The organism is Xanthomonas cassavae CFBP 4642 (assembly GCF_000454545.1).
Classification (GTDB): domain Bacteria; phylum Pseudomonadota; class Gammaproteobacteria; order Xanthomonadales; family Xanthomonadaceae; genus Xanthomonas; species Xanthomonas cassavae.
Map to the genome: position 1 here is coordinate 3421350 of NZ_CM002139.1, position 18380 is coordinate 3439729.

An 18380-nucleotide genomic window follows, 5' to 3' on the forward strand; every position below is an offset into this window, starting at 1 on the left:
TCGGTACCGGCCGCGCCTGCCTGGCGACTGCGCAACAACTGCAGCGGCCTGCCCGGCGGCCGCAGGCAGCACACCTTGCGTGGCTAGAGTCATCGCCGCCTGTAGAGACACGCAGTACGCCAGCCGATGCACGCCGGTTCGCTGGACGACGGAAAAACATGCTACATAGCTCACGCTTCGAACCGAGCCCGCCCCCGGATGTCCACGCCCGCCTCTTCCCTGCAGCCCACGCTCAGCGGCCCGATCGCCGAAGCGCCCGTGTCCGCGCGCGGCCGGCGCCTGCTCGGCATGTTGCATGCGCACTGCATGCAGGCGCTTGGCGGGCCGCTACGGCTGACCATCGTCGAGCTGGAGCGCGAGCTGCTGCACCAGGCAGAACATGCGCGCAATAGCCAGATCCAGGCCGACACCTACGCGCAGACACGCGGGCTGCGCGATCACGTCGACCGCTTTCCACAGCGCTTCCTGCAGGAACTGGCGCAGGACCTGGCCACCCTGCACACACGCCCTGCGTTGATGCCGCCGCCGGATGCGTCGGCGCATCCGCAGATGCTCACGCTGGTGGAAGACACCGATATCGACCGCGACATCGTGCTCAGCGAGATCGCCCGGCGCGAAACCTCGCGGCGCGCCGATGCACTGCAACTGCTCGCGCAGCGGCTGGCGGTGATCGGCGCGGTGCCCGAATTCGAATTGGAAGCCCTGCCACTCGGGCCGTACGCGCTGTGCCGGATCCTGCGCGAGTGCGGCCACGCGCTCGGGCTCAACCTGGATGGGCAGCTGACCCTGTACAAGGTCTTCGAGCGCCAGGTCGTGGACCGACTGGGCGATCTGTTCGAGCGCGCCAACAGCACACTGGAACACGAGGGCATCCTGCCGGGGCTGATCTATCACCCGTATCTGGTCAAACCCACCCAGGTCCAGACCCGGCGCACGGCCCCGGCTGCTGCAACCACGCCCAAGGAGGCTACTGCGCGCGGCAACGCACACCGTGCAGGGTGGCCGGCCACCGGCTGGAGTGGCGCATCCGCCCCGACCGCCTGGCAGAGCGCGCTGCTCGATCCGCAGGGCGCAGCCGCTGCACCACCGGCTGCCGTGACCAATGGTGCAGTGGCCGGCTCACCGGCACTGGCCGATGCCGCTCAGGCGCTCGGTGGCCTGATGTCCTCGGCACGCCAGGCACAGGTCGCCGGCAACGCCCACCGGGGCGCCGCACCGGGCAGCCTGGTGCAGGCCGCCGCGGCACAGCCCGCCACGTCGCCCGCTGCGGCGGCCTCGGCTGCCGTGCCCAAGGCCGCGCTCGGCGAGGCACTGGCCAGCCTGCAAGGCGCCTTGCGCGCGCAGGCAAACCCGGCTTCGCAAGCCAGCGGTATCGATGCGGTCCAGCGTCGGGTGCTGGAGGTGCTGCGTGCCCAACATGGGCCTACCGCGGCGCTGTCGCCGCAGGACACCGACACCTTCGACCTGCTCGGCCTGCTGTATGCGCAGATGCAACGCGAGGTCCGCGAGCACACCCCGGCGCAGGCGCTGCTGGCCAAATTGCAGGTTCCGGTGGTGCGCGCCGCGCTGGCCGACACGCATTTCTTCGTGCGCGACCAACACCCGGTGCGCGAGCTGCTCAACACCGTGGCCGAGTCCGGCGCGGTGTGGCTGGGCGAAGAGGACATCGACCCGCAGCTGCTGCACAAGCTGAGCAGCGCGGTCGACCGCATCGTCGACACCTACCAGGGTGACGAAGCGGTGTTTGCCGCCGCCAACGACGACATCCAGGCCCATCTGCGCACGCTCAGCCGCAAGGCCGAGGTTGCCGAACGCCGGCATGTGGATGCCGCCCGCGGCAAGGAGCGGCTGGAATCGGCCAAGCAGCAAGCCCAGGCCCGCATCGAGGAAGTGTGCGAAGGCAGCGCACCGCCACGGTTCGTGCAGTCGCTGCTGCGCCAGGCCTGGTCCGATGTGCTCACCCTCACCCTGCTGCGCCAGGGCGAGCAGTCGCCCGAATGGGACGAACGCCAGGCCTTGACCGCGCGTATTGCCGAGGTCACCTGCCGCAGCAAGGGCGAGCCCATCGACACCGCGCTCGCCACCGACGTGGAAACCGCGCTGCTGCAGGTCGGCTACCACCACGACGAAGCGGCGGCGATCGCGCGCCGCCTGTCCACGCCCGGCGGCGAGGACGAACTCACTTCGCGCACCGAGCTCACCGCCAAGCTCAAGGCACGTGCACGGCTGGGCGACCAGGGCGAGGGCGCAGCGCGCACGCCGGCAACGGCGCCGCGCACGCCGGCGGAAGAGGAGTACTACACGCAGCTGCGCAGCCTGCCGTTCGGTACCTGGTTCGAATTCACCATCAACCAGCAGGGCGACCTGCGCCGGCAGCGGCTGTCCTGGTACAGCCCGATGACCGACCACGCGCTGTTCGTCAATCACCGCGGGCAGAAGGTGGGCGACCACTCGCTCGACGGCCTGGCACGGCTGATGGCCAGTGGTCAGGCGCGGCTGCTGGTGGAAGAAAAATCGCGGCTGATCGATCGCGCCTGGCACGCCACCGTGCGGACCCTGCGCAGCCTGGCCGGCCACTCCCCCGCAGAGGCTAGCCCATGATCCAGGACACCCGCCGCGCGCCGCGCCGCCAACCCAGCGACCTGGTGCCGGTCATCGACATGCTCAGCGAGGCGCAGATCGGCCGCGTCGGCAACGTGTCCGAAACCGGCATGCTGGTGTTGGCCTCGGTTCCGCTGCACGACGACGCCTTGTACCAGCTGCGCTTCAGCCTGCCCGAGCGGATTGGCCGCGCCACCGAGATCGATGTCGGCGTGCACCTGCTGTGGTCGGACGCGGCGCACGCGCCCGGCCAGGCCTGGGCCGGCTTCCGGTTCCTGAGCATGTCCGAGCCGCATCGCCTGCGCCTGCGCGCCTGGATCGCCGAAGAACACATGGTGGGCTGACCGCGTCACCGGGTTTGCGGCAAAATCGCGTTCTGCCTTTGCATCGCCGATCGAGTCCCGCATGCCCCAGCCGTCCCTCAGCCGCCTGTATTCCGACCACCTGCGCACGCTCACCACGCGCGCCGATCAGGCGCTGCAGCGCGGCGGCTTCGATCATCTGGTGGTGCCCAGCGGCAACCTGCATTATCAGGTGTTCGACGACCGCGATTACCCGTATGCGGTGAATCCGCAGTTCAAGGCCTGGGTGCCGCTGACGCGGGTGCCCAACAGCTGGCTGGTCTATACGCCAGGCCAGCGCCCGACGGTGATCTTCCATCAGCCGCTCGATTACTGGCACGTGGTGCCCGACGCACCGAGCGGCTGGTGGGTGGAGCACTGCGATATCCACATCATCCGCACACCCGAGCAGGCGCTGACGCTGCTGCCCGCGCGCAGCGAACGCTGCGCCATCCTGGGCGAGGCGCACAGCGCGCTCGGCGCCTACGTGCCGAACACCCCGCAGCCGGTGCTCGATTGCCTGGAGTATCAGCGCGCCTTCAAGACGCCGTACGAACTGGCGCTGATGCGCATCGCCCAGCAACTGGCCGTGCGCGGCCACCGCGCCGCCGAGGCCGCATTTCGCGCCGGCCAGAGCGAATTCGGCATCCACATGGCGTACTGCGCCGCGGTGGGCCAGGATGCCAGCGAGCTGCCCTACGGCAACATCGTCGCGCTCAACGAACACGGCGCGGTGCTGCACTACACCGAGCTGGGCCAGCAACCGCCGCAACCGCTGCGCAGCTTTCTGATCGATGCCGGCGCCTCGGCCTATGGCTATGCCAGCGACATCACCCGCACCTACGCCGCCGATACCGGCAGCGAGTTCCAGGCGCTGATCGAGGCAGTGGACGCCGCGCAGGTGCGCATGGGCCAGAGCGTGCGTGCCGGCGTGGACTACAAGCAGCTGCATGTGGACGCGCATCTGGCATTGATGGGCATCCTCAAGGAGTTCGGCATCCTCACCGTCTCGCCCGAGGCTGCTTTAGCCACCGGCGTCAGCGCCGCATTCTTCCCGCACGGCCTGGGTCACCTGATCGGCCTGCAGGTGCACGATGTGGCGGGGTTTGCCGCCAGTGACCAGGGCGGACGCATCGAGCGGCCGGCAGGCCATCCGTATCTGCGCCTGACCCGCGTGCTGGAACCGGGCATGGTGGTGACCATCGAGCCGGGCGTATATTTCATCGATATGCTGCTGCAGGAAGTCAAACGCAATGGCCACGCCGCCAGCATCGACTGGCAGCGCGTGGAACAGTTCACGCCCTATGGCGGCATCCGCATCGAAGACGAAGTGGTGTGTACCGATGACGCGCCGGAAAACCTGACCCGCCCGGTCTTTGCCGCCGCATGACCGGCCCTGTGCCACACGGAGCATTCCCATGAACGACCCACGTCAGGCCTCGCATCCAGATCATCCGATGTATCAGCAGATCGAACGCGGCGTGCACGCGATCGACGCCGCGCACGGACGCGCCCCCGATCAGGCCAGCGCGCGGCTCACCGCCGCGCTGTTGCCGCTGGCCAAGGAGAACGGCTTGTCGCGCGTGGATCACGTGCTGATGAGTGAGGCGAACAGCACCGGCGTGCATGGCGGCGAGCATGTGTTCGTGGTGCAGGGCGAGCCAACCAACCCGGTGCATCTGCGCGCGCACATGAAGACCGAGCAGGCCCTGAGCACACCCGAAGCGCAGTCGTTCGAGCGTACCCGCCAACTCACCGGCCCCGGCGAGCAGGCACAGCAGCCAGAGCGCAGCCAGACGCCGCAGCTGGGGCAGTAGCCCGCGCAAGGCGCCGCAGCTGGCGCCGCACTGATCGCGGCGAACAGCAAAGATGGGCAGGCGAGGCGCGGCATCCACGCGTCCGCATCGCACCCAGCGGCGCGTGCATCGGGGCGGCGTGCGCACTTGCCGACCACAGGCGCCCTGCCCCCCCGATGTGGCAGCGGTATCGGGTCTGGGCGCCGGCCATCTCCGCTGGATTCACTGGGAGGCAAGTCGGCGGTCGCCGTCGGCGGCGAACGGTACGCGCCCCGCACGCCATCACCGCGACCCAGGCACGCTGACCGCACCGGACCAACCGCTCAGGCGCCGGCGGCGGCCATCTCCGCCTCGATCTCATCGGCGCTGCGCGCCAAGGCATCGGTCAGCACGCGGTGGCCGTCGGCGGTGATCAGCACGTTGTCTTCGGTGCGGATGCCGATGCCGCGCCACCTGGCATTCACCGAGGTGTCGTCGGCGGACACATAGAGCCCCGGTTCGATGGTGAACACCATGCCCGGTTCGAGCAGCCGCGACTCGCCCGCCAGCTTGTAGTCGCCGACATCGTGCACGTCCAGGCCCAGCCAGTGACCGGTCTTGTGCCGGTAGAACCGCGTGTAATGGCCTTCGGCGATGATGCGCTCCAGCTTGCCCGTGAGCAGGCCCAGGCGCAGCAGGCCTTCGGTCAGGATCTCCACCGCGGCCAGATGCCCCGCCTCGTAGGCCACGCCGGGACGCGCCTGCGCCAGCGCAGCGGCCTGCGCGGCACCGACCAGATCGTGCAGTGCACGCTGCGCCGGGGTGAAGCGGCCATTGACCGGAAAGGTGCGGGTGATGTCGGCAGCATAGCCGCGGTACTCGGCGCCGGCATCGATCAGCACCAGCTCGCCGTCGCGGCTGCGTGCAGCATTGGCGCGGTAGTGCAGCACGCAGGCATTGCTGCCGGTGCCGACGATGCTGCCATACGCCGGCCACGCATCGGCGGCGCGAAACTCGCGCTCGACCTCGGCCTGCAACGCGTATTCGTGCACGCCCGGGCGCGCCAGCCGCATCGCTGCACGATGCGCGCGCACGCTGATGTCGGCCGCCTGCTGCATCAACGCGATCTCGTCGCGCGACTTGAACAGGCGCTGCTCGTGCAACAGGTGTCCCAGCTCCAGGAATTCGTGCGGCGGCTGCGCGCCGTGGCGCACCTGCTCGCGCACGCGCTTGAGCCAGCCGATCAGCTTGAGGTCGAAATCGACGTCGCGGCCGAAGTGGTAGTACACACGGCTACGGCCTTCGAGCAGGCCCGGCAGGATCTCGTCCACATCGTCGATGGGATAGGCATCGTCCATGCCGTAGCGCTCCACCGCGCCTTCCTGTCCTTCGCGCGGGCCGTCCCAGGCTTCGCGCTCGGCATCGCGCTCGCGGCAGAACAGGATCGCCTCGCCATGTTTGCGGCCGGGCACCAGCACCAGCACCGCTTCGGGCTCGGGAAACCCGCTCAGGTACCAGAAGTCCGAATCCTGTCGATACGGGTAATGGGTGTCGTGGCTGCGCACGCGCTCGGGCGCGGCCGGCAGGATCAGGATGGCGTGCTCGCCGGCCATCTGCATCAGCTGCTTGCGCCGGCGCGCATATTCGGCCGCGCCGATCCCGGTGAGCTTTTTCATAGCGCGACGATCAGTTCAGACGTTGGCGGAAACGCGGCCCCATCACGCAGTCGCCATGCAGCAACAGCACCGCCACGCGCACGAATTCCTCGATCTCGGCCAGCGCGGTATCGTCTTCCTCGCCGGCATCGAAATCCTCGCTGGATGCCTGCGCCAGACGCGCCAGGTCCTGCAACGCCTCCTCGCCTTCCTCGGTCAGCGCCGGGCGCTGTTGCGCGGCCAGCCCGAAGCCGCCCAGGAACGCACGGCACCAGTCGAACAAGGCATCGGTGCGTGCCGGCAGCGGGGCCCCGTCTTCAACCAGCAGCAGTTCGAAGGCGAAGTCGCGATCTTCCAGCTGCGCCACCGTGGCCTGCCGCAGCTGATCCAGCGCGCCGCCCTGCTTTGGCGCCACCTGGGAGGGTTCGGCAAGGATGCGTGCCAGCCAGTCGGCGCTGTCGGCACCGCCGCCAGACAGCCACCCGCACAGCCCGCCATGCAGTTCCGCCGCAGAGGACGCCAGCGCGAGCTGGCGGCTTTCGGTTTGCACAGCGGTCACGTCAGGCAGATCCATCGAGTCATCCAGTTAAGAGCAGTAAGGAGCCCACGCACGCTGGGCGATGTGACTTCCCAGTGTACCAAGGTGCCCTCCCCTTCCGCCGCCATCACGTGGTTCCATGCAGCGTTCCACGCCCACCGCGCCAGGCCGGGACCGCGTGACGCCAGGCCTTGGCAGGCTTGCGCTTGCGGGGTACCGCCGGCGGTCAATCGAGCGCTTGACCGCCGCGCGCACGCCCCCCTATCGTGAGTGCATGGACAACCCCGCCGCCCTCGCCCAGATCCGCGCACTTGCCGCTCGCGTGGAGGCGTTGGTCGAGCGTACTCAACGATTGACCGACGAAAACCGCAGCCTGCGACACCAGCAGGAGCAGCTGATCGGCGAGCGTTCGCAGTTGCTGACCAAGAACGAGCAGGCGCGCTCGCGCGTGGAAGCGATGATCACGCGGTTGAAGTCATTGGAGCAGCACACGTGAGCAACAACGAACCGGTCAGCGTGCGTATTCTGGATCGTGAATACACGGTGGGCGTCACCGCCGAAGAACGCGAGAGCCTGACTGCCGCTGCGCGCCTGCTGGATCTGCGCATGCGCGAGATCCGCGGCAGCAACCGCATGGCTGCGGTGGACCGCGTCGCGGTGCTGGCGGCGCTCAACCTGGCGCATGAGTTGCAGCAACTGCGCGACCAGCAGGCGCTGTACGACCGTGAATTGGCGACCACGCTGGACACCTTGAATCGCCGCCTGGACAGCGTGGCCGACACGTCGCGTTGAGGCGCACGTCGCACTGTCGTCGCAAAGATGAACTTTCGAACGCGCGCATCGACCAATGGGCTAGCCATCGCGCGTCAGAGGTCTATACTTCGCTTGCGTTCTCTGCTGTAAACGACAGCGTGCAAAACATTCGCCTTGTCCCTTAATTACGACTACGGGGGCGCGACGAAGCCGGGTGTGCAAGTCCGCCTTGTAGCGGGAAGCCCGATGGCCTCACAACGTCCCCACTTGAACCCCGGGTTCAAGGTCGTTTCGCCCGCATCGTCACGGCGGAGAATGCAAATCTGAAACGGCGCCTTTGGGCGTCGCTTCTTTTTGTGCGTCCGCCATTTGTCTATTTGTATGTCCATTGCCTGCCGCTGAGGCGGGCGCATGGCCTTTGGCACGACCGCGTTCATGAGCACCCACGCATGACCCCGGGTAAGCGATGCAATGACATGACGTGCCACAAGAGCGATCCGCAACGACGACACATGCGACAACGCAGCGTGCAGCAGGTGCGGCACACATCGCGCCGATCCGGCCGCGCCGCTAGGCAGGTGGAGGCCTGCCACCGACACTACGGCTCCCACACCGCTGCGAGACACCGATGACCGAGAATCGAGAGGCGTTGCGCCAACAGTTGCGCGCGCAGCGGCGCAGCATGCCGGCCGCGCAGCGCCTGGCCGCTGCCGATGCCTTGGCGGAGCGCTTGCTGGCGCTGCCGTTTGCGCCGCAAACCGGCGCGGTGGCGGGGTACTGGGCGATGGATGGCGAGATCGCGCTGCATCGCTGGCAACTCAGCTTGCCGGCGAGCCTGCGCTATTGCCTGCCGATGCTGGACGGGCGCGTGCTGCGCTTTGCGCCATGGCGGCCGGGCCAGGGGCTGGTCAGCAACCGCTACGGAATCCCGGAGCCGGATGTGGCCCGCGCCGACACCCTGGCACCGGAGGATATGGCCTTGGTGATCACCCCGCTCACCGGCTTTGACGCGGGCTGTCGGCGGCTGGGCATGGGGGGCGGCTGGTATGATCGCAGCTTCGCGTTCCGGCATCGCCAGGCGCCGCCGCCCTGGCTGGTCGGCGTCGGCTTCGCCGCGCAACAGGTGCCTGCGCTGCCGACCGAACCCTGGGACGTGGCGGTGGATGCCATCTGCACCGAACACGCCACTCTCCTGAACGACGACGCCGTTTCCGTATGACTGCCCGCAAGCGCTACTGGTTGATGAAGTCCGAACCGGACACCTTTTCCATCGACGATCTGGAACGCGTCGGCACCGAACCGTGGAATGGCGTGCGCAACTACCAGGCGCGCAACTTCATGCGCGATGGCATGCACGTGGGTGATGGCGTGTTTTTCTATCACTCCAACTGCAAGGTGCCCGGCATCGTCGGCATCGCCAAGGTGGCCAGCGCCGCGTACCCGGACGACACCCAGTTCGATCCGACTTCCGACTACCACGACCCCAAGGCCAGCCGCGAAGACCCGCGCTGGATGCTGGTGGACGTGGCGTTCGAGCGCAAACTCAAACGCACGATTTCGCTGGATGAAATCAAGCAACACGCCGATGCGCTGGGCGAAGGCTTCCCGCTGATCGCGCGCGGCAATCGCTTGTCGATCCTGCCGGTGACCGCCGCGCAGTGGAAGCTGTTGCTGGCGATGGAGTAGCCGGGAACAGAGCGTCGGGATTTGAGATTTGCACATCCCGCCTCAGCCCAGCCGCTCTTGCGATTCCCGATTCCCGATTCCCGATTCCCGATTCCCGATTCCCGATTCCCGATTCCCGATTCCCGATTCCCGATTCCCGATTCCTGATTCCTGATTCCTGATTCCTGATTCCTGATTCCTGATTCCCGATTCCCCAATCCCGAGCCCTTGCCCATGTCCGAAGCAAAACGCCTGGCCGCCGAGAAGGCGATCGATTACGTGGAAGACGGCATGATCGTTGGCGTGGGTACCGGCTCGACGGTGGCCTACTTCATCGATGCGCTGGGCCGCATCGGCCATCGCATCAAGGGCGCGGTGTCCAGCTCCGAACAGAGCACCGCACGGCTGCGCCAGCATGGCATCGAGGTGCTGGACCTCAACCACACCGGCAATCTGTCGCTGTATGTGGATGGCGCCGACGAGTGCGACCCAAACCGTTGCCTGATCAAGGGCGGCGGCGCGGCGCTGACGCGCGAGAAGATCATCGCCGAGGCCAGCGAGCGCTTCATCTGCATTGTCGACCCGAGCAAGCAGGTGCCGGTACTGGGCAAGTTCCCGCTGCCGGTGGAAGTGATTCCGATGGCGCGCAGCCTGGTGGCCCGCCAGATCCTGGCGTCGACCGGCGGCCAGCCGGTGTGGCGCGACGGCGTGGTCACCGATAACGGCAACGTGGTGCTGGATGTGCACAACCTGCAGATCACCGACCCGGTGGCGCTGGAGCGCAGCTTGAACCAGATCCCTGGCGTGGTCTGCGTGGGTTTGTTCGCGCGCCGCCCGGCCGATGTGGTGATCGTCGGTGGCGAGCCGCCGCGCGTGCTCTGACGCACGCCGCGTGCAGCATGGTCGCGCGCCCCTGCGATGCGCGGACACCAGCAACGCGGCCTGGCGCCAACCCACCGGCCTGCACACGCAGGCGCCTGCGATGGTGCCTTCTGCATCTCCCCTTAGGCCAGGCCGTTGCGAGGCCATCCGGGCGATCACCGCACGCAGGCTGCATGCCGGCAAACACCCTGCACACGCGCAGGCAGCAGCGACCGCCGCGCCTGCGAACTCCGACGTTCATGCTGCACGCTTCGCACCACGCTGCCTGCACCTGGCGATACACGGACTCGCATGGCCCGGCTGCAACTGCATGCCAACGGCTTGACGCACGCCGGCGCATGGCAGATGGTGCGCCATCCCCTGTCTCGCTGGTCTGCCGCATGCGCCCTGTCCGCTTTCTCGCCCTTGCCTGCCTGATGTTGCTTGGTGGCTGCGCCAGCCGCGGCTCGTGGGTGGAACTGGCCGGCACGCGCTACCAGGTGGAACTGGCGCAGAACGATGCCGACCGCGTCCAGGGCCTGATGTTCCGCGATGCCATGGACCAAGACCGCGGCATGCTGTTCATCCACGACCGTCAGGAACCGCTGGCGTACTGGATGAAGAACACCAAGATCGCGCTGGACATCCTGTATTTCGACGACCAGCGCCGGCTGGTGTCGCAGCAGCGCGATGTGCCGCCGTGTTCGGCCGGCGGCGATGCCTGCCCGCCCTATCCCAGCAAGGCGCCGGCCCGCTACGTGCTGGAACTCAATGCCGGCCAGGCCACCAAGCTCGACCTCCAGGATGGCACCGAGCTTGTTTTCGGCCCGGATATTCCCGAGCTGAAGTGATTCACAGCGATGCGGTGTCTCCTGTCAGGAAGTACCGGACTTGAACCCCGCGCCGCTTGCCGACACTCTTGTCGGCATGGTCGACATGCTCCCACTTCCCCATTGGACCGCGCTTGCCAGCCTGGACGACGATGCGGTGCCGTTGATGTCCACCGCGCTGCTGATTGCGCGCGACGAGTATCCACAACTGGATGCCGAGTTGTATGACACGCTGGTGCAGAGCCACGTCGAGCATCTGCGCCGCGAAGTGGACGCGATCGACCTGTGGCCGCTGAAGATGGCCGCGGTCAACCGCTACCTGTTCGATGAGCTGGGCTATTCGGGCAATCACGACGAGTACTACGACCCGCGTAACAGCTATCTCAACCAGGTGTTCGAGCGCCGGCTGGGCAATCCGATTTCGCTGGCGATGGTGCAGATCGAAGTGGCGCGCCGGCTCGGTATCCCGTTGGCAGGCGTGTCGTTTCCCGGGCATTTCCTGGTGCGGCTGCCGGTGGACGACGGCGTGCTGGTGATGGACCCGTTCAACGGCGGCCGTCCGCTGGGCGTGGACGAGCTGCGCGAACGCGCCCGCCCACATCTGGGGGGAGAAATTCCCGACGACCGTGCGCTGGCGCAGATTCTCGACCCCGCCCCGCACCGCGCGATCTTGATCCGCATCCTGCGCAACCTGCACGGCGTGTATGCCGATGCCGAGCATTGGGACCGCGCCGCGCGCAGCGCCGACCGCATCCTGAAGCTGGTACCGGACCAACCCGAGGCCATGCGCGATCGCGGCATGGCCTACCTGCATCTGGGCCACCGCAACGGCGCACGCCACGATCTGTCGCGTTACCTGCTGCTCAATCCAGGCGCGCAGGACGCAGGCAATCTGCACGAGCATCTGGTCGAGTTGAACAGCCAGCGCTCACGCGCGCACTGAGCCCGCCTGCATCGCGATCCGCTTGGCCGCCGCAGCGTGGCGCTGCCGCCCGTGATCGATACCCGATCCGGGCGGGCAAGCGCTCAGTCGATCTCCACCATCTCGAAGTCGTCCTTGGTGACGCCGCAGTCCGGGCAGGTCCAGGTGTCGGGCACGTCCTGCCAGCGGGTGCCGGGCGCGATGCCTTCTTCGGGAATGCCGTCGGCCTCGTGGTAGAGAAACCCGCAGACGACGCACATCCAGGTGCGGTAGATGGTCGTGGATGTGTCGCTCATCGGATAATCGCGGTCACGTGACGGTGGGGATACATTGTCCCACTCCATCCACCGCTTTCGGAAGCGCTGCCATGCCCAACCGCCTTGACGCCCGCGGCGTGTACCTGATCACCCCCGACGAGCCCAACACCCAGCGCCTGCTGCTGCGCACCGCGCCATTGTTGTCGGCGATCACCTGGTTGCAATACCGCAACAAACAGGCCGATGCGGCGCTACGGCTACGCCAGGCCAGCGCCCTGCGCGAGGCCTGCGCGGCGCATGGCGTGCCCTTGATCATCAACGACGATGCGCAGCTGGCCGCGCAGGTCGGCGCGCAAGGCGTGCATCTTGGCGAAGACGATGGCGAGGTGGCGGCCGCACGCGCCGCGCTGGGGCCGCAGGCCATCATCGGGGTGTCGTGCTACGACGAGATCGCGCGCGCGCGCACCGCAGCGGCTGCCGGCGCCAGCTACGTGGCGTTCGGCGCATTCTTCCCTACCACCACCAAGCAGACCACCCGGCGCGCCACCCCTGCGCTATTGCAGAAGACGGCAGAGCTGGGACTGCCGCGGGTGGCGATCGGCGGTATCGCACCTGCACAGGTGCCCGAACTCGTCACTGCCGGCGCCGATCTGATTGCCGTGGTCAGCGGGGTGTATGCGGCGCCGGATCCGGTCGCTGCAGTGCAGGCGTATCGCGCCGGGTTTGGGTGGTAGTGCTGCAAACGATGATGACGATCGATGCTGGCTGCAGCGTACGCCGCTCGCGCAGGATTGAATGCCTTGCTTGCACCAAGTGCACCGACCATCGTGACGGGCCCATGCCCGCCCACCATCGCAGGACCCTTGGCGGTCCCGGTCCCGCAATCGGCGAGGACGCCACGCCAGACAGTTGGCTGGTGTTTTTTGTTGAAGAGCAAAAGACACCGCGTCGTCAGCCAAGCCATCTCCCGAAACAAAAACAGCGACGCGTGCTTTCACGCGTCGCTGCCGGGACTGCCTTTGTCGCTTGATCCGGTTAGAAGTCGTAGCTCAGGGTCACCCGGCCAGAGCGCGGCGCCTGATAGGCCACGACCTGGTTCCACAACGGATTGGTGGTGTTGTCGGGCAACTGCGAGAACGGGTAGATATTGGTCGCGGTCTGCTCATTGGTGAGGTTGAACACGTCGAAGCGCAAGGCCAGCTTGCCGTCGGCGAAGGAGGGCTTGTAGGTCACGCCCATGTCGAGCTGGGCGATCCAGCCAAGCCGGCCCTGCGAGCCCGGAGGCGATGCCACCCCGGTGCCGGTTTCCGGGTTGTAGCAGTAGTGGTACGGACCGCCGGTGATTGCACTGCCGCCATAGCCGGCCGGATCGCGGCCGCTGTATTCGGTGCCGTAGTAATTGCCCAGGCAGTTGCGCGGCGCACCGGAGATCAGGCTGAAGTTGGCCGACGCACCCCATTGCGGAGTGAACTGGTAGAAGCCGAACACCTTGAGCTGGTGACGGTGATCGTTGGATTGATCGCCGTTGAAGTGCTCCATCAACGCCGGGTGGTCCCAGCTTTGCGTGGTCGATACCGAGGCCTGGCCCTGGTAGCTGCCCAGTGCGCCGCCGGTGCGCCACAGGTCAGAGCGCACCTGCCCTTCGGTGGTGCCGTAGCTGTGCGACCACACGTAGTTGACCTTGGCGTACCACTGGCCGTCGAACGGCCGCTCCAGGTTGAATTCCACGGCCGAGTAGTTGCGCTTGAGCTTTGGAAAGCCCGCCGCCTCGCGGCTGACCGACACTTCGTGGAACTGGCCATCGGTGCCGATCACGCCCCAGGTGTTGGTCTGGCCGGGATTGATCAGCGACGCGCCAGCCACCTTCGAAAAATCGATGGTCACGCCTTGCGCGGCCGCCGCGTCGATCAGCGCGGTATTGGAGACATCGTAGTTCTGGTCGTCGATGCCGGCATTGAGGCGGCGGTGCGTGCCACGCACGCCCAGCACCCAGCCGCTGTCGAGTTGCTTGGTGACGCCGAGGATGAGTTCGTCCTGGTTCTCGCCTTCGATGTCCTTGGCCACGGCCGTGCGCACGTCGGCAATGCGGCCGAAGCGCGAATTGGCGGAGACCGCCGAGCCCAGTTGCTGCGCCAGAATCGGCGTGCCGTCGGCATTGATGCCGCTGTAGGTGAAGTAGGTGTCGGTGGTGGTGGCCGGGGTGAACAGGCTCACCGCCGACAGCGGCAGGCCGAGATAGTAACGGCCGAGGTTGCCGAATACCTTCAGGCTGGAATCGCCGTTGACGTCCCAGCTGAAGCCCAGGCGCGGCGCCCAGGCATTGTCCACTTCGATGTAGGGATCGCCGAACGGGGTGTAGTTGGTGAATTCGTCCTTGCGCAGGCCCAGGCTGAGCAGCAGGTTGTCGGTGACCTGCCATTTGTCTTCGATGTAGTACGCGCGTTGTTTTGCTTCGTACGAGTACAGGCTGGTGTTGATGTTGCGCACCACGTAGTAGCCGCTGGACCCGTTGACCGGATCCACCAACCCCGGGCTGGGTGCGCCGATGCCGCCGGCCTCGTTGGCCGACTGGCTGACCAGCCCGCCGGTGGCCAGGCCGTTGGGATCGTTGGTCTGGCCGTAGGTCCACGCAAAGCCGGGGCCGGACAGCACCGACCCTACGTCGATACCTTCGGACTTCTGGTTGTCGATACCGAAGTTGAGCGTGTGGTGGCCGATGCGCCATTCCAGATTCAGGCGCTGATTGTCTTTCTTGTACTCGCGGTCGGGCGAACTGACCGAGGTCACCAGCTGGTTGCCGATGCGCGGAGTGCCGCCGGTGTAGGCCGGATTCTGCAGTGCGGCGCTATTGATGACCGGCCCGCCGGCCGCGTTGTAGTTGAAGGGCGTCAGCTCATCGGGCGTTTTCATCTTGCCGTACAGCGCGGTCACGGTGAGGTTGTCGCCGAGGTAGCCGGTGTACTTGCCGGTGAACAGGGTCGGGCCGGTCTTCCAGGTGGATTCGTCGGTGAAATAACTGCCGCGCTGGCGATTGACGTAGTCGTAGCGGTAGATCGACCCGTTGGTCTCGGCCTCATCGCTGGCACCGGTCACCTCGATCAGGTGGTTGTCGGTGATGTTCCAGTCCACCTTGGCGTACCAGCGCTTCTGCTTGTAGTCGTAATCGGTGAGGCCGCCGGTGCGGCCGTTGTCGGTGTCGCGATTGGTGCCCACGCGCACGCCGTCCGAATCCACCTGCTCGGCGGCCAGGAAGAAGAACAGCTTGTCCTGGATGATCGGCCCGCCGACATAGGCGCTGTAGGTGGTCTGGTTGGCTTCGGCTTCGCTGGCCGGCTGGTACAGGCCGTTGGCCGCACGCGCGTAGCGGTAGGCGGCGTTGTTGACGGTGCTGGCCTGGCTGTCCGGACGCCAGTAGATGTCGCGCTGGTTGGCACGCAAGCCGTTGGGCTCCCAGATGACGGCGGCGCCGAACTTCCATTCGTTGGTGCCGCGCTTGCCGATCTGGTTGATCACGCCGCCATTGGAACGGCCGAACTGCGCGCCGTAGCCGCCGGTGAAGATTTCCTGCTGGTCGATGGCGCCGTAGGGCAGGGTCAGGCCACCCAGGTTGTTGCTGATGGTGGTGGTGTTGAAGCCGTTGAGGTAGTAGGCGTTTTCGCTGGCGGCCGAGCCGCCGAAGCTGGGCAGCGAGCCGCCGAGCGGGCCGTTGTCGAAGCCGCCGCTGTTGACCACCACGCCCGGCGCCAGCAGCGCGATCGCTTCGGCGGTGCGGCCCAACGGCAGCTGCGCCAGCTGCTCGGCGGTGACCACGGTGCGGGTATCCACGCTGCTGACGTCGATGCTGGCCAGGCTGGCGGCATTGACGGTGACGCTGTCCAGGGTCTGCACGCCGCTCCCCGCGGCGCTGGCGGCGAACGAGACGTCGGTGTTGGCGCCGACGGTAATGGCGACGTTCTCGCGGGTTTCCACCACCGCGCCGTCGCGCTTGACCGTCACCTTGTAGGTGCCCAGCGGCAGGTTGCCGGCGGTGTAGCGGCCGCGCGCATCCACCGGCACTTCGCGACGGAGGCCACTGTTGTTTTCCACCACCACGCTGGTGCCGTTGCCCTGCCCCACGCTGCCGACGATGCTGCCGGTGGTCGACTGCGCGTGTGCGCTACCGATGGCCACCACCAGGGCCAACGCCAGGGCACGCTTCTGGATACTACGGTTCATGCTTTCTCCCCAAGTCTGGAACTGTCGCCAGGCGACCAATGAACGGGGCCAACGGCCACCGGAATCACACTTTCTGAACATTCGCAGCAGGGCGCCAATGACCGCATGCCATCAACTCATGCCCAACCGTCGAGACCGTTGCGTTCGATCATAGGCAGCCGGGTTGCCCTACCCGCCGGCTCCGACGGGTAGGCGGGCCTCTGCCGGGTAGGCGCGCGAGGCTGCAGGCCTGACAATGGCGCACGCGATGCCCGCTACCGGGCATCGATGCTCCCATCGGTATTCCTCAAGGATCTGCGCGCATGAACCACACCCGCTCCCACGCCCTGTTGGCCCAGGCGCAGACACTGCTGCCCGGCGGCGTCAATTCACCGGTGCGGGCGTTCAAGTCGGTGGGAGGCGAGCCGTTCTTCGTGGCGCGCGCCGACGGCCCGTATCTGTACGATGTCGACGCCAACCGCTATATCGACTACGTGGGTTCGTGGGGCCCGATGATCGCCGGCCACAACCACCCGGCGGTGCGCGAGGCGGTGGAACGCGCCATTCGTGACGGGCTGTCGTTCGGTGCGCCGTGCGCGGCCGAAGTGACCATGGCCGACACCATCACCCGGCTGGTGCCTTCCTGCGAGATGGTGCGCATGGTCAATTCCGGCACCGAGGCCACGCTGTCGGCGGTGCGCCTGGCGCGCGGCGCGACCGGGCGTAGCCGCATCATCAAGTTCGAAGGCTGCTATCACGGCCACGGCGACTCGTTCCTGGTCAAGGCCGGCAGCGGCATGCTGACCCTGGGCGTGCCGACCTCGCCGGGCGTGCCGGCGGGCCTGAGCGAACTGACCGCCACGCTCAGCTTCAACGATTTCGAAGGCGCTACCGCCCTGTTCGACGAGATCGGCGCCGATGTGGCGGCGGTGATCATCGAACCGGTGGTGGGCAACGCCAACTGCATTCCGCCGCTGGCCGGCTATCTGCAGCACCTGCGCAAGCTGTGCACGCGGCATGGCGCGCTATTGATCTTCGACGAGGTGATGACCGGTTTCCGCGTCGCCCTGGGTGGGGCGCAGGCGCTGTACGGGGTGACGCCGGACCTGACCACCTTTGGCAAGATCATCGGCGGCGGCATGCCGGTGGGCGCGTATGGCGGCCGTCGCGAGCTGATGGAGCAGATTGCCCCGGCCGGGCCGATCTACCAGGCCGGTACCTTGTCGGGCAACCCGGTGGCCATGGCCGCGGGCCTGGCGATGCTGGAGCTTGTGCAGGCGCCGGGCTTCCATGCTCGCCTGAGCGAGGCCACCAGCGCGTTGTGCGAGGGGCTGGAAGATGCCGCGCGTGCGGCCGGCATTGCGGTCACCACCAACCAGGTGGGCGGCATGTTCGGGCTGTTCTTCGCCGACGAGATCGTGGAGAGCTACGCCCAGGCCACCGCCTGCGACATCACCCGCTTCAATCGCTTCTTCCACGCGATGCTGCAGCGGGGCGTGTATCTGGCGCCGTCGGCGTACGAAGCCGGCTTCATGTCCAGCGCACACGATGCGGCAGTGATCGATGCCACGCTGGCGGCCGCGCGCGAGGCCTTTGCCGACGTGGCGCGCTGAAAGCTGGGAGTGGGGAATGGGGAATCGGTGAGTGCGGGGCGTTGCAGGTTTGCGGGTCTGCGGTGCGGCGTGATCGATTTCGTTCGCGGCAGCAGCAACTGCGAGGCGGTGGGCGTTGCAAGCAGTCCGTGACCGCGTGCCGGTGACGCTGTGCCGTGGTATCTGTGCATGCGCGCCACCGAAGCCAGGCGACCTCTGACGCGCCTTGACCGTGCGCACGGGCCGACGCATTCGTCACGCTGAACGCGCCAACCCGGCGCAACACGCTTTGCTTTTGTCGTGTGGCTGTCATACCTTTCTGAAAGGTGCTCACGGACGGGCATGGGTGGGGACCCTCGAAGCAGCCGATCCGCCGTTGTCGCCTTCGCCGTGACA

At 67.0% G+C, this 18380-nt stretch carries 17 protein-coding genes and 1 other RNA gene; 14 read left to right on the forward strand and 4 right to left on the reverse strand.

Annotated elements, in window-relative coordinates; translation table 11 throughout:
* Positions 1 to 198: 198 nt before the first annotated feature.
* The 4 genes from XCSCFBP4642_RS0115205 to XCSCFBP4642_RS0115220 all read left to right on the forward strand — a co-directional run bounded on the left by XCSCFBP4642_RS0115205 (position 199) and on the right by XCSCFBP4642_RS0115220 (position 4759).
* Positions 199 to 2601, forward strand: a complete 2403-nt coding sequence (locus XCSCFBP4642_RS0115205) for a DUF1631 domain-containing protein (RefSeq protein ID WP_029220549.1) — start codon at positions 199 to 201, stop codon at positions 2599 to 2601.
* Positions 2598 to 2945 (forward strand): PilZ domain-containing protein, encoded by a 348-nt coding sequence (locus XCSCFBP4642_RS0115210; protein WP_029220550.1) that lies wholly within the window; start codon positions 2598 to 2600, stop codon positions 2943 to 2945. Before XCSCFBP4642_RS0115205 ends, XCSCFBP4642_RS0115210 begins: the two co-directional genes overlap by 4 nt.
* A gap of 61 nt (positions 2946 to 3006) precedes the next feature.
* Positions 3007 to 4332: a Xaa-Pro dipeptidase gene (gene pepQ / locus XCSCFBP4642_RS0115215; protein WP_029220551.1), complete on the forward strand. Its 1326-nt coding sequence runs from the start codon at positions 3007 to 3009 to the stop codon at positions 4330 to 4332.
* 28 nt (positions 4333 to 4360) lie between these two features.
* Entirely contained in the window at positions 4361 to 4759 is a 399-nt protein-coding gene (locus XCSCFBP4642_RS0115220) for an XVIPCD domain-containing protein (protein WP_029220552.1), read from the forward strand.
* 302 nt (positions 4760 to 5061) lie between these two features.
* Here XCSCFBP4642_RS0115220 and pepP read toward each other — a convergent pair whose 3' ends face one another.
* Both pepP and XCSCFBP4642_RS0115230 read right to left on the reverse strand, forming a co-directional pair.
* Positions 5062 to 6393 carry a Xaa-Pro aminopeptidase gene (gene pepP / locus XCSCFBP4642_RS0115225; protein WP_029220553.1) on the reverse strand — a complete coding sequence of 444 codons (1332 nt, stop codon included), beginning with the start codon at positions 6391 to 6393 and terminating at the stop codon, positions 5062 to 5064.
* 10 nt (positions 6394 to 6403) lie between these two features.
* On the reverse strand, positions 6404 to 6946 hold the full coding sequence (locus XCSCFBP4642_RS0115230; RefSeq protein ID WP_029220554.1) for a YecA/YgfB family protein: 543 nt from the start codon (positions 6944 to 6946) through the stop codon (positions 6404 to 6406).
* Positions 6947 to 7184: 238 nt separating this feature from the next.
* On the opposite strand from XCSCFBP4642_RS0115230, the gene XCSCFBP4642_RS0115235 reads away from it, so the two are divergent.
* The 8 genes from XCSCFBP4642_RS0115235 (at position 7185) to XCSCFBP4642_RS0115265 (ending at position 11962) form a co-directional block, all read left to right on the forward strand.
* Positions 7185 to 7406: a TIGR02449 family protein gene (locus tag XCSCFBP4642_RS0115235; RefSeq protein ID WP_029220555.1), complete on the forward strand. Its 222-nt coding sequence runs from the start codon at positions 7185 to 7187 to the stop codon at positions 7404 to 7406.
* A complete protein-coding gene (locus XCSCFBP4642_RS0115240) occupies positions 7403 to 7702 on the forward strand; it encodes a cell division protein ZapA (RefSeq protein ID WP_029220556.1) in 300 nt (99 codons plus the stop codon). The genes XCSCFBP4642_RS0115235 and XCSCFBP4642_RS0115240 overlap by 4 nt, the downstream gene beginning before the upstream one ends.
* Before the next feature lie 96 nt (positions 7703 to 7798).
* Positions 7799 to 7982: non-coding RNA, 6S RNA (ssrS, locus tag XCSCFBP4642_RS27245), on the forward strand.
* Positions 7983 to 8291: 309 nt separating this feature from the next.
* Entirely contained in the window at positions 8292 to 8882 is a 591-nt protein-coding gene (locus XCSCFBP4642_RS0115245) for a 5-formyltetrahydrofolate cyclo-ligase (RefSeq protein WP_029220557.1), read from the forward strand.
* Entirely contained in the window at positions 8879 to 9349 is a 471-nt protein-coding gene (locus XCSCFBP4642_RS0115250; RefSeq protein WP_029220558.1) for an EVE domain-containing protein, read from the forward strand. Before XCSCFBP4642_RS0115245 ends, XCSCFBP4642_RS0115250 begins: the two co-directional genes overlap by 4 nt.
* Before the next feature lie 213 nt (positions 9350 to 9562).
* On the forward strand, positions 9563 to 10210 hold the full coding sequence (gene rpiA / locus XCSCFBP4642_RS0115255) for a ribose-5-phosphate isomerase RpiA (protein WP_029220559.1): 648 nt from the start codon (positions 9563 to 9565) through the stop codon (positions 10208 to 10210).
* Positions 10211 to 10590: 380 nt separating this feature from the next.
* Positions 10591 to 11040 (forward strand): DUF192 domain-containing protein, encoded by a 450-nt coding sequence (locus tag XCSCFBP4642_RS0115260; RefSeq protein WP_029220560.1) that lies wholly within the window; start codon positions 10591 to 10593, stop codon positions 11038 to 11040.
* Between the two features lie 40 nt (positions 11041 to 11080).
* A complete protein-coding gene (locus XCSCFBP4642_RS0115265) occupies positions 11081 to 11962 on the forward strand; it encodes a SirB1 family protein (protein ID WP_029220561.1) in 882 nt (293 codons plus the stop codon).
* An 83-nt stretch (positions 11963 to 12045) separates the two neighbouring features.
* On the opposite strand, the gene XCSCFBP4642_RS0115270 is transcribed toward XCSCFBP4642_RS0115265, so the two are convergent.
* Complete coding sequence (locus XCSCFBP4642_RS0115270; RefSeq protein ID WP_029220562.1) at positions 12046 to 12285, reverse strand: rubredoxin; 240 nt, start codon at positions 12283 to 12285, stop codon at positions 12046 to 12048.
* Positions 12286 to 12308: 23 nt separating this feature from the next.
* Here XCSCFBP4642_RS0115270 and thiE point away from each other — a divergent pair, with 23 nt between their 5' ends.
* Positions 12309 to 12932 (forward strand): thiamine phosphate synthase, encoded by a 624-nt coding sequence (thiE, locus tag XCSCFBP4642_RS0115275; RefSeq protein WP_029220563.1) that lies wholly within the window; start codon positions 12309 to 12311, stop codon positions 12930 to 12932.
* Between the two features lie 301 nt (positions 12933 to 13233).
* On the opposite strand, the gene XCSCFBP4642_RS29470 is transcribed toward thiE, so the two are convergent.
* Positions 13234 to 16413 (reverse strand): outer membrane beta-barrel protein, encoded by a 3180-nt coding sequence (locus XCSCFBP4642_RS29470; RefSeq protein ID WP_029220564.1) that lies wholly within the window; start codon positions 16411 to 16413, stop codon positions 13234 to 13236.
* A gap of 302 nt (positions 16414 to 16715) precedes the next feature.
* On the opposite strand from XCSCFBP4642_RS29470, the gene hemL reads away from it, so the two are divergent.
* A complete protein-coding gene (gene hemL / locus XCSCFBP4642_RS0115285; RefSeq protein ID WP_029220565.1) occupies positions 16716 to 18005 on the forward strand; it encodes a glutamate-1-semialdehyde 2,1-aminomutase in 1290 nt (429 codons plus the stop codon).
* Positions 18006 to 18380: the final 375 nt, after the last annotated feature.

Excerpts from the sequence above, each read along its gene's own strand:
- XCSCFBP4642_RS0115205 (WP_029220549.1), top strand. The coding sequence starts at position 199 with ATGTCCACGCCCGCCTCTTCCCTGCAGCCCACGCTCAGCGGCCCGATC.
- XCSCFBP4642_RS0115210 (WP_029220550.1), top strand. The coding sequence starts at position 2,598 with ATGATCCAGGACACCCGCCGCGCGCCGCGCCGCCAACCCAGCGACCTG.
- pepQ (WP_029220551.1), top strand. The coding sequence starts at position 3,007 with ATGCCCCAGCCGTCCCTCAGCCGCCTGTATTCCGACCACCTGCGCACG.
- XCSCFBP4642_RS0115220 (WP_029220552.1), top strand. The coding sequence starts at position 4,361 with ATGAACGACCCACGTCAGGCCTCGCATCCAGATCATCCGATGTATCAG.
- pepP (WP_029220553.1), bottom strand. The coding sequence starts at position 6,393 with ATGAAAAAGCTCACCGGGATCGGCGCGGCCGAATATGCGCGCCGGCGC.
- XCSCFBP4642_RS0115230 (WP_029220554.1), bottom strand. The coding sequence starts at position 6,946 with ATGGATCTGCCTGACGTGACCGCTGTGCAAACCGAAAGCCGCCAGCTC.
- XCSCFBP4642_RS0115235 (WP_029220555.1), top strand. The coding sequence starts at position 7,185 with ATGGACAACCCCGCCGCCCTCGCCCAGATCCGCGCACTTGCCGCTCGC.
- XCSCFBP4642_RS0115245 (WP_029220557.1), top strand. The coding sequence starts at position 8,292 with ATGACCGAGAATCGAGAGGCGTTGCGCCAACAGTTGCGCGCGCAGCGG.
- XCSCFBP4642_RS0115250 (WP_029220558.1), top strand. The coding sequence starts at position 8,879 with ATGACTGCCCGCAAGCGCTACTGGTTGATGAAGTCCGAACCGGACACC.
- rpiA (WP_029220559.1), top strand. The coding sequence starts at position 9,563 with ATGTCCGAAGCAAAACGCCTGGCCGCCGAGAAGGCGATCGATTACGTG.
- XCSCFBP4642_RS0115260 (WP_029220560.1), top strand. The coding sequence starts at position 10,591 with ATGCGCCCTGTCCGCTTTCTCGCCCTTGCCTGCCTGATGTTGCTTGGT.
- XCSCFBP4642_RS0115270 (WP_029220562.1), bottom strand. The coding sequence starts at position 12,285 with ATGGAGTGGGACAATGTATCCCCACCGTCACGTGACCGCGATTATCCG.
- thiE (WP_029220563.1), top strand. The coding sequence starts at position 12,309 with ATGCCCAACCGCCTTGACGCCCGCGGCGTGTACCTGATCACCCCCGAC.
- XCSCFBP4642_RS29470 (WP_029220564.1), bottom strand. The coding sequence starts at position 16,413 with ATGAACCGTAGTATCCAGAAGCGTGCCCTGGCGTTGGCCCTGGTGGTG.
- hemL (WP_029220565.1), top strand. The coding sequence starts at position 16,716 with ATGAACCACACCCGCTCCCACGCCCTGTTGGCCCAGGCGCAGACACTG.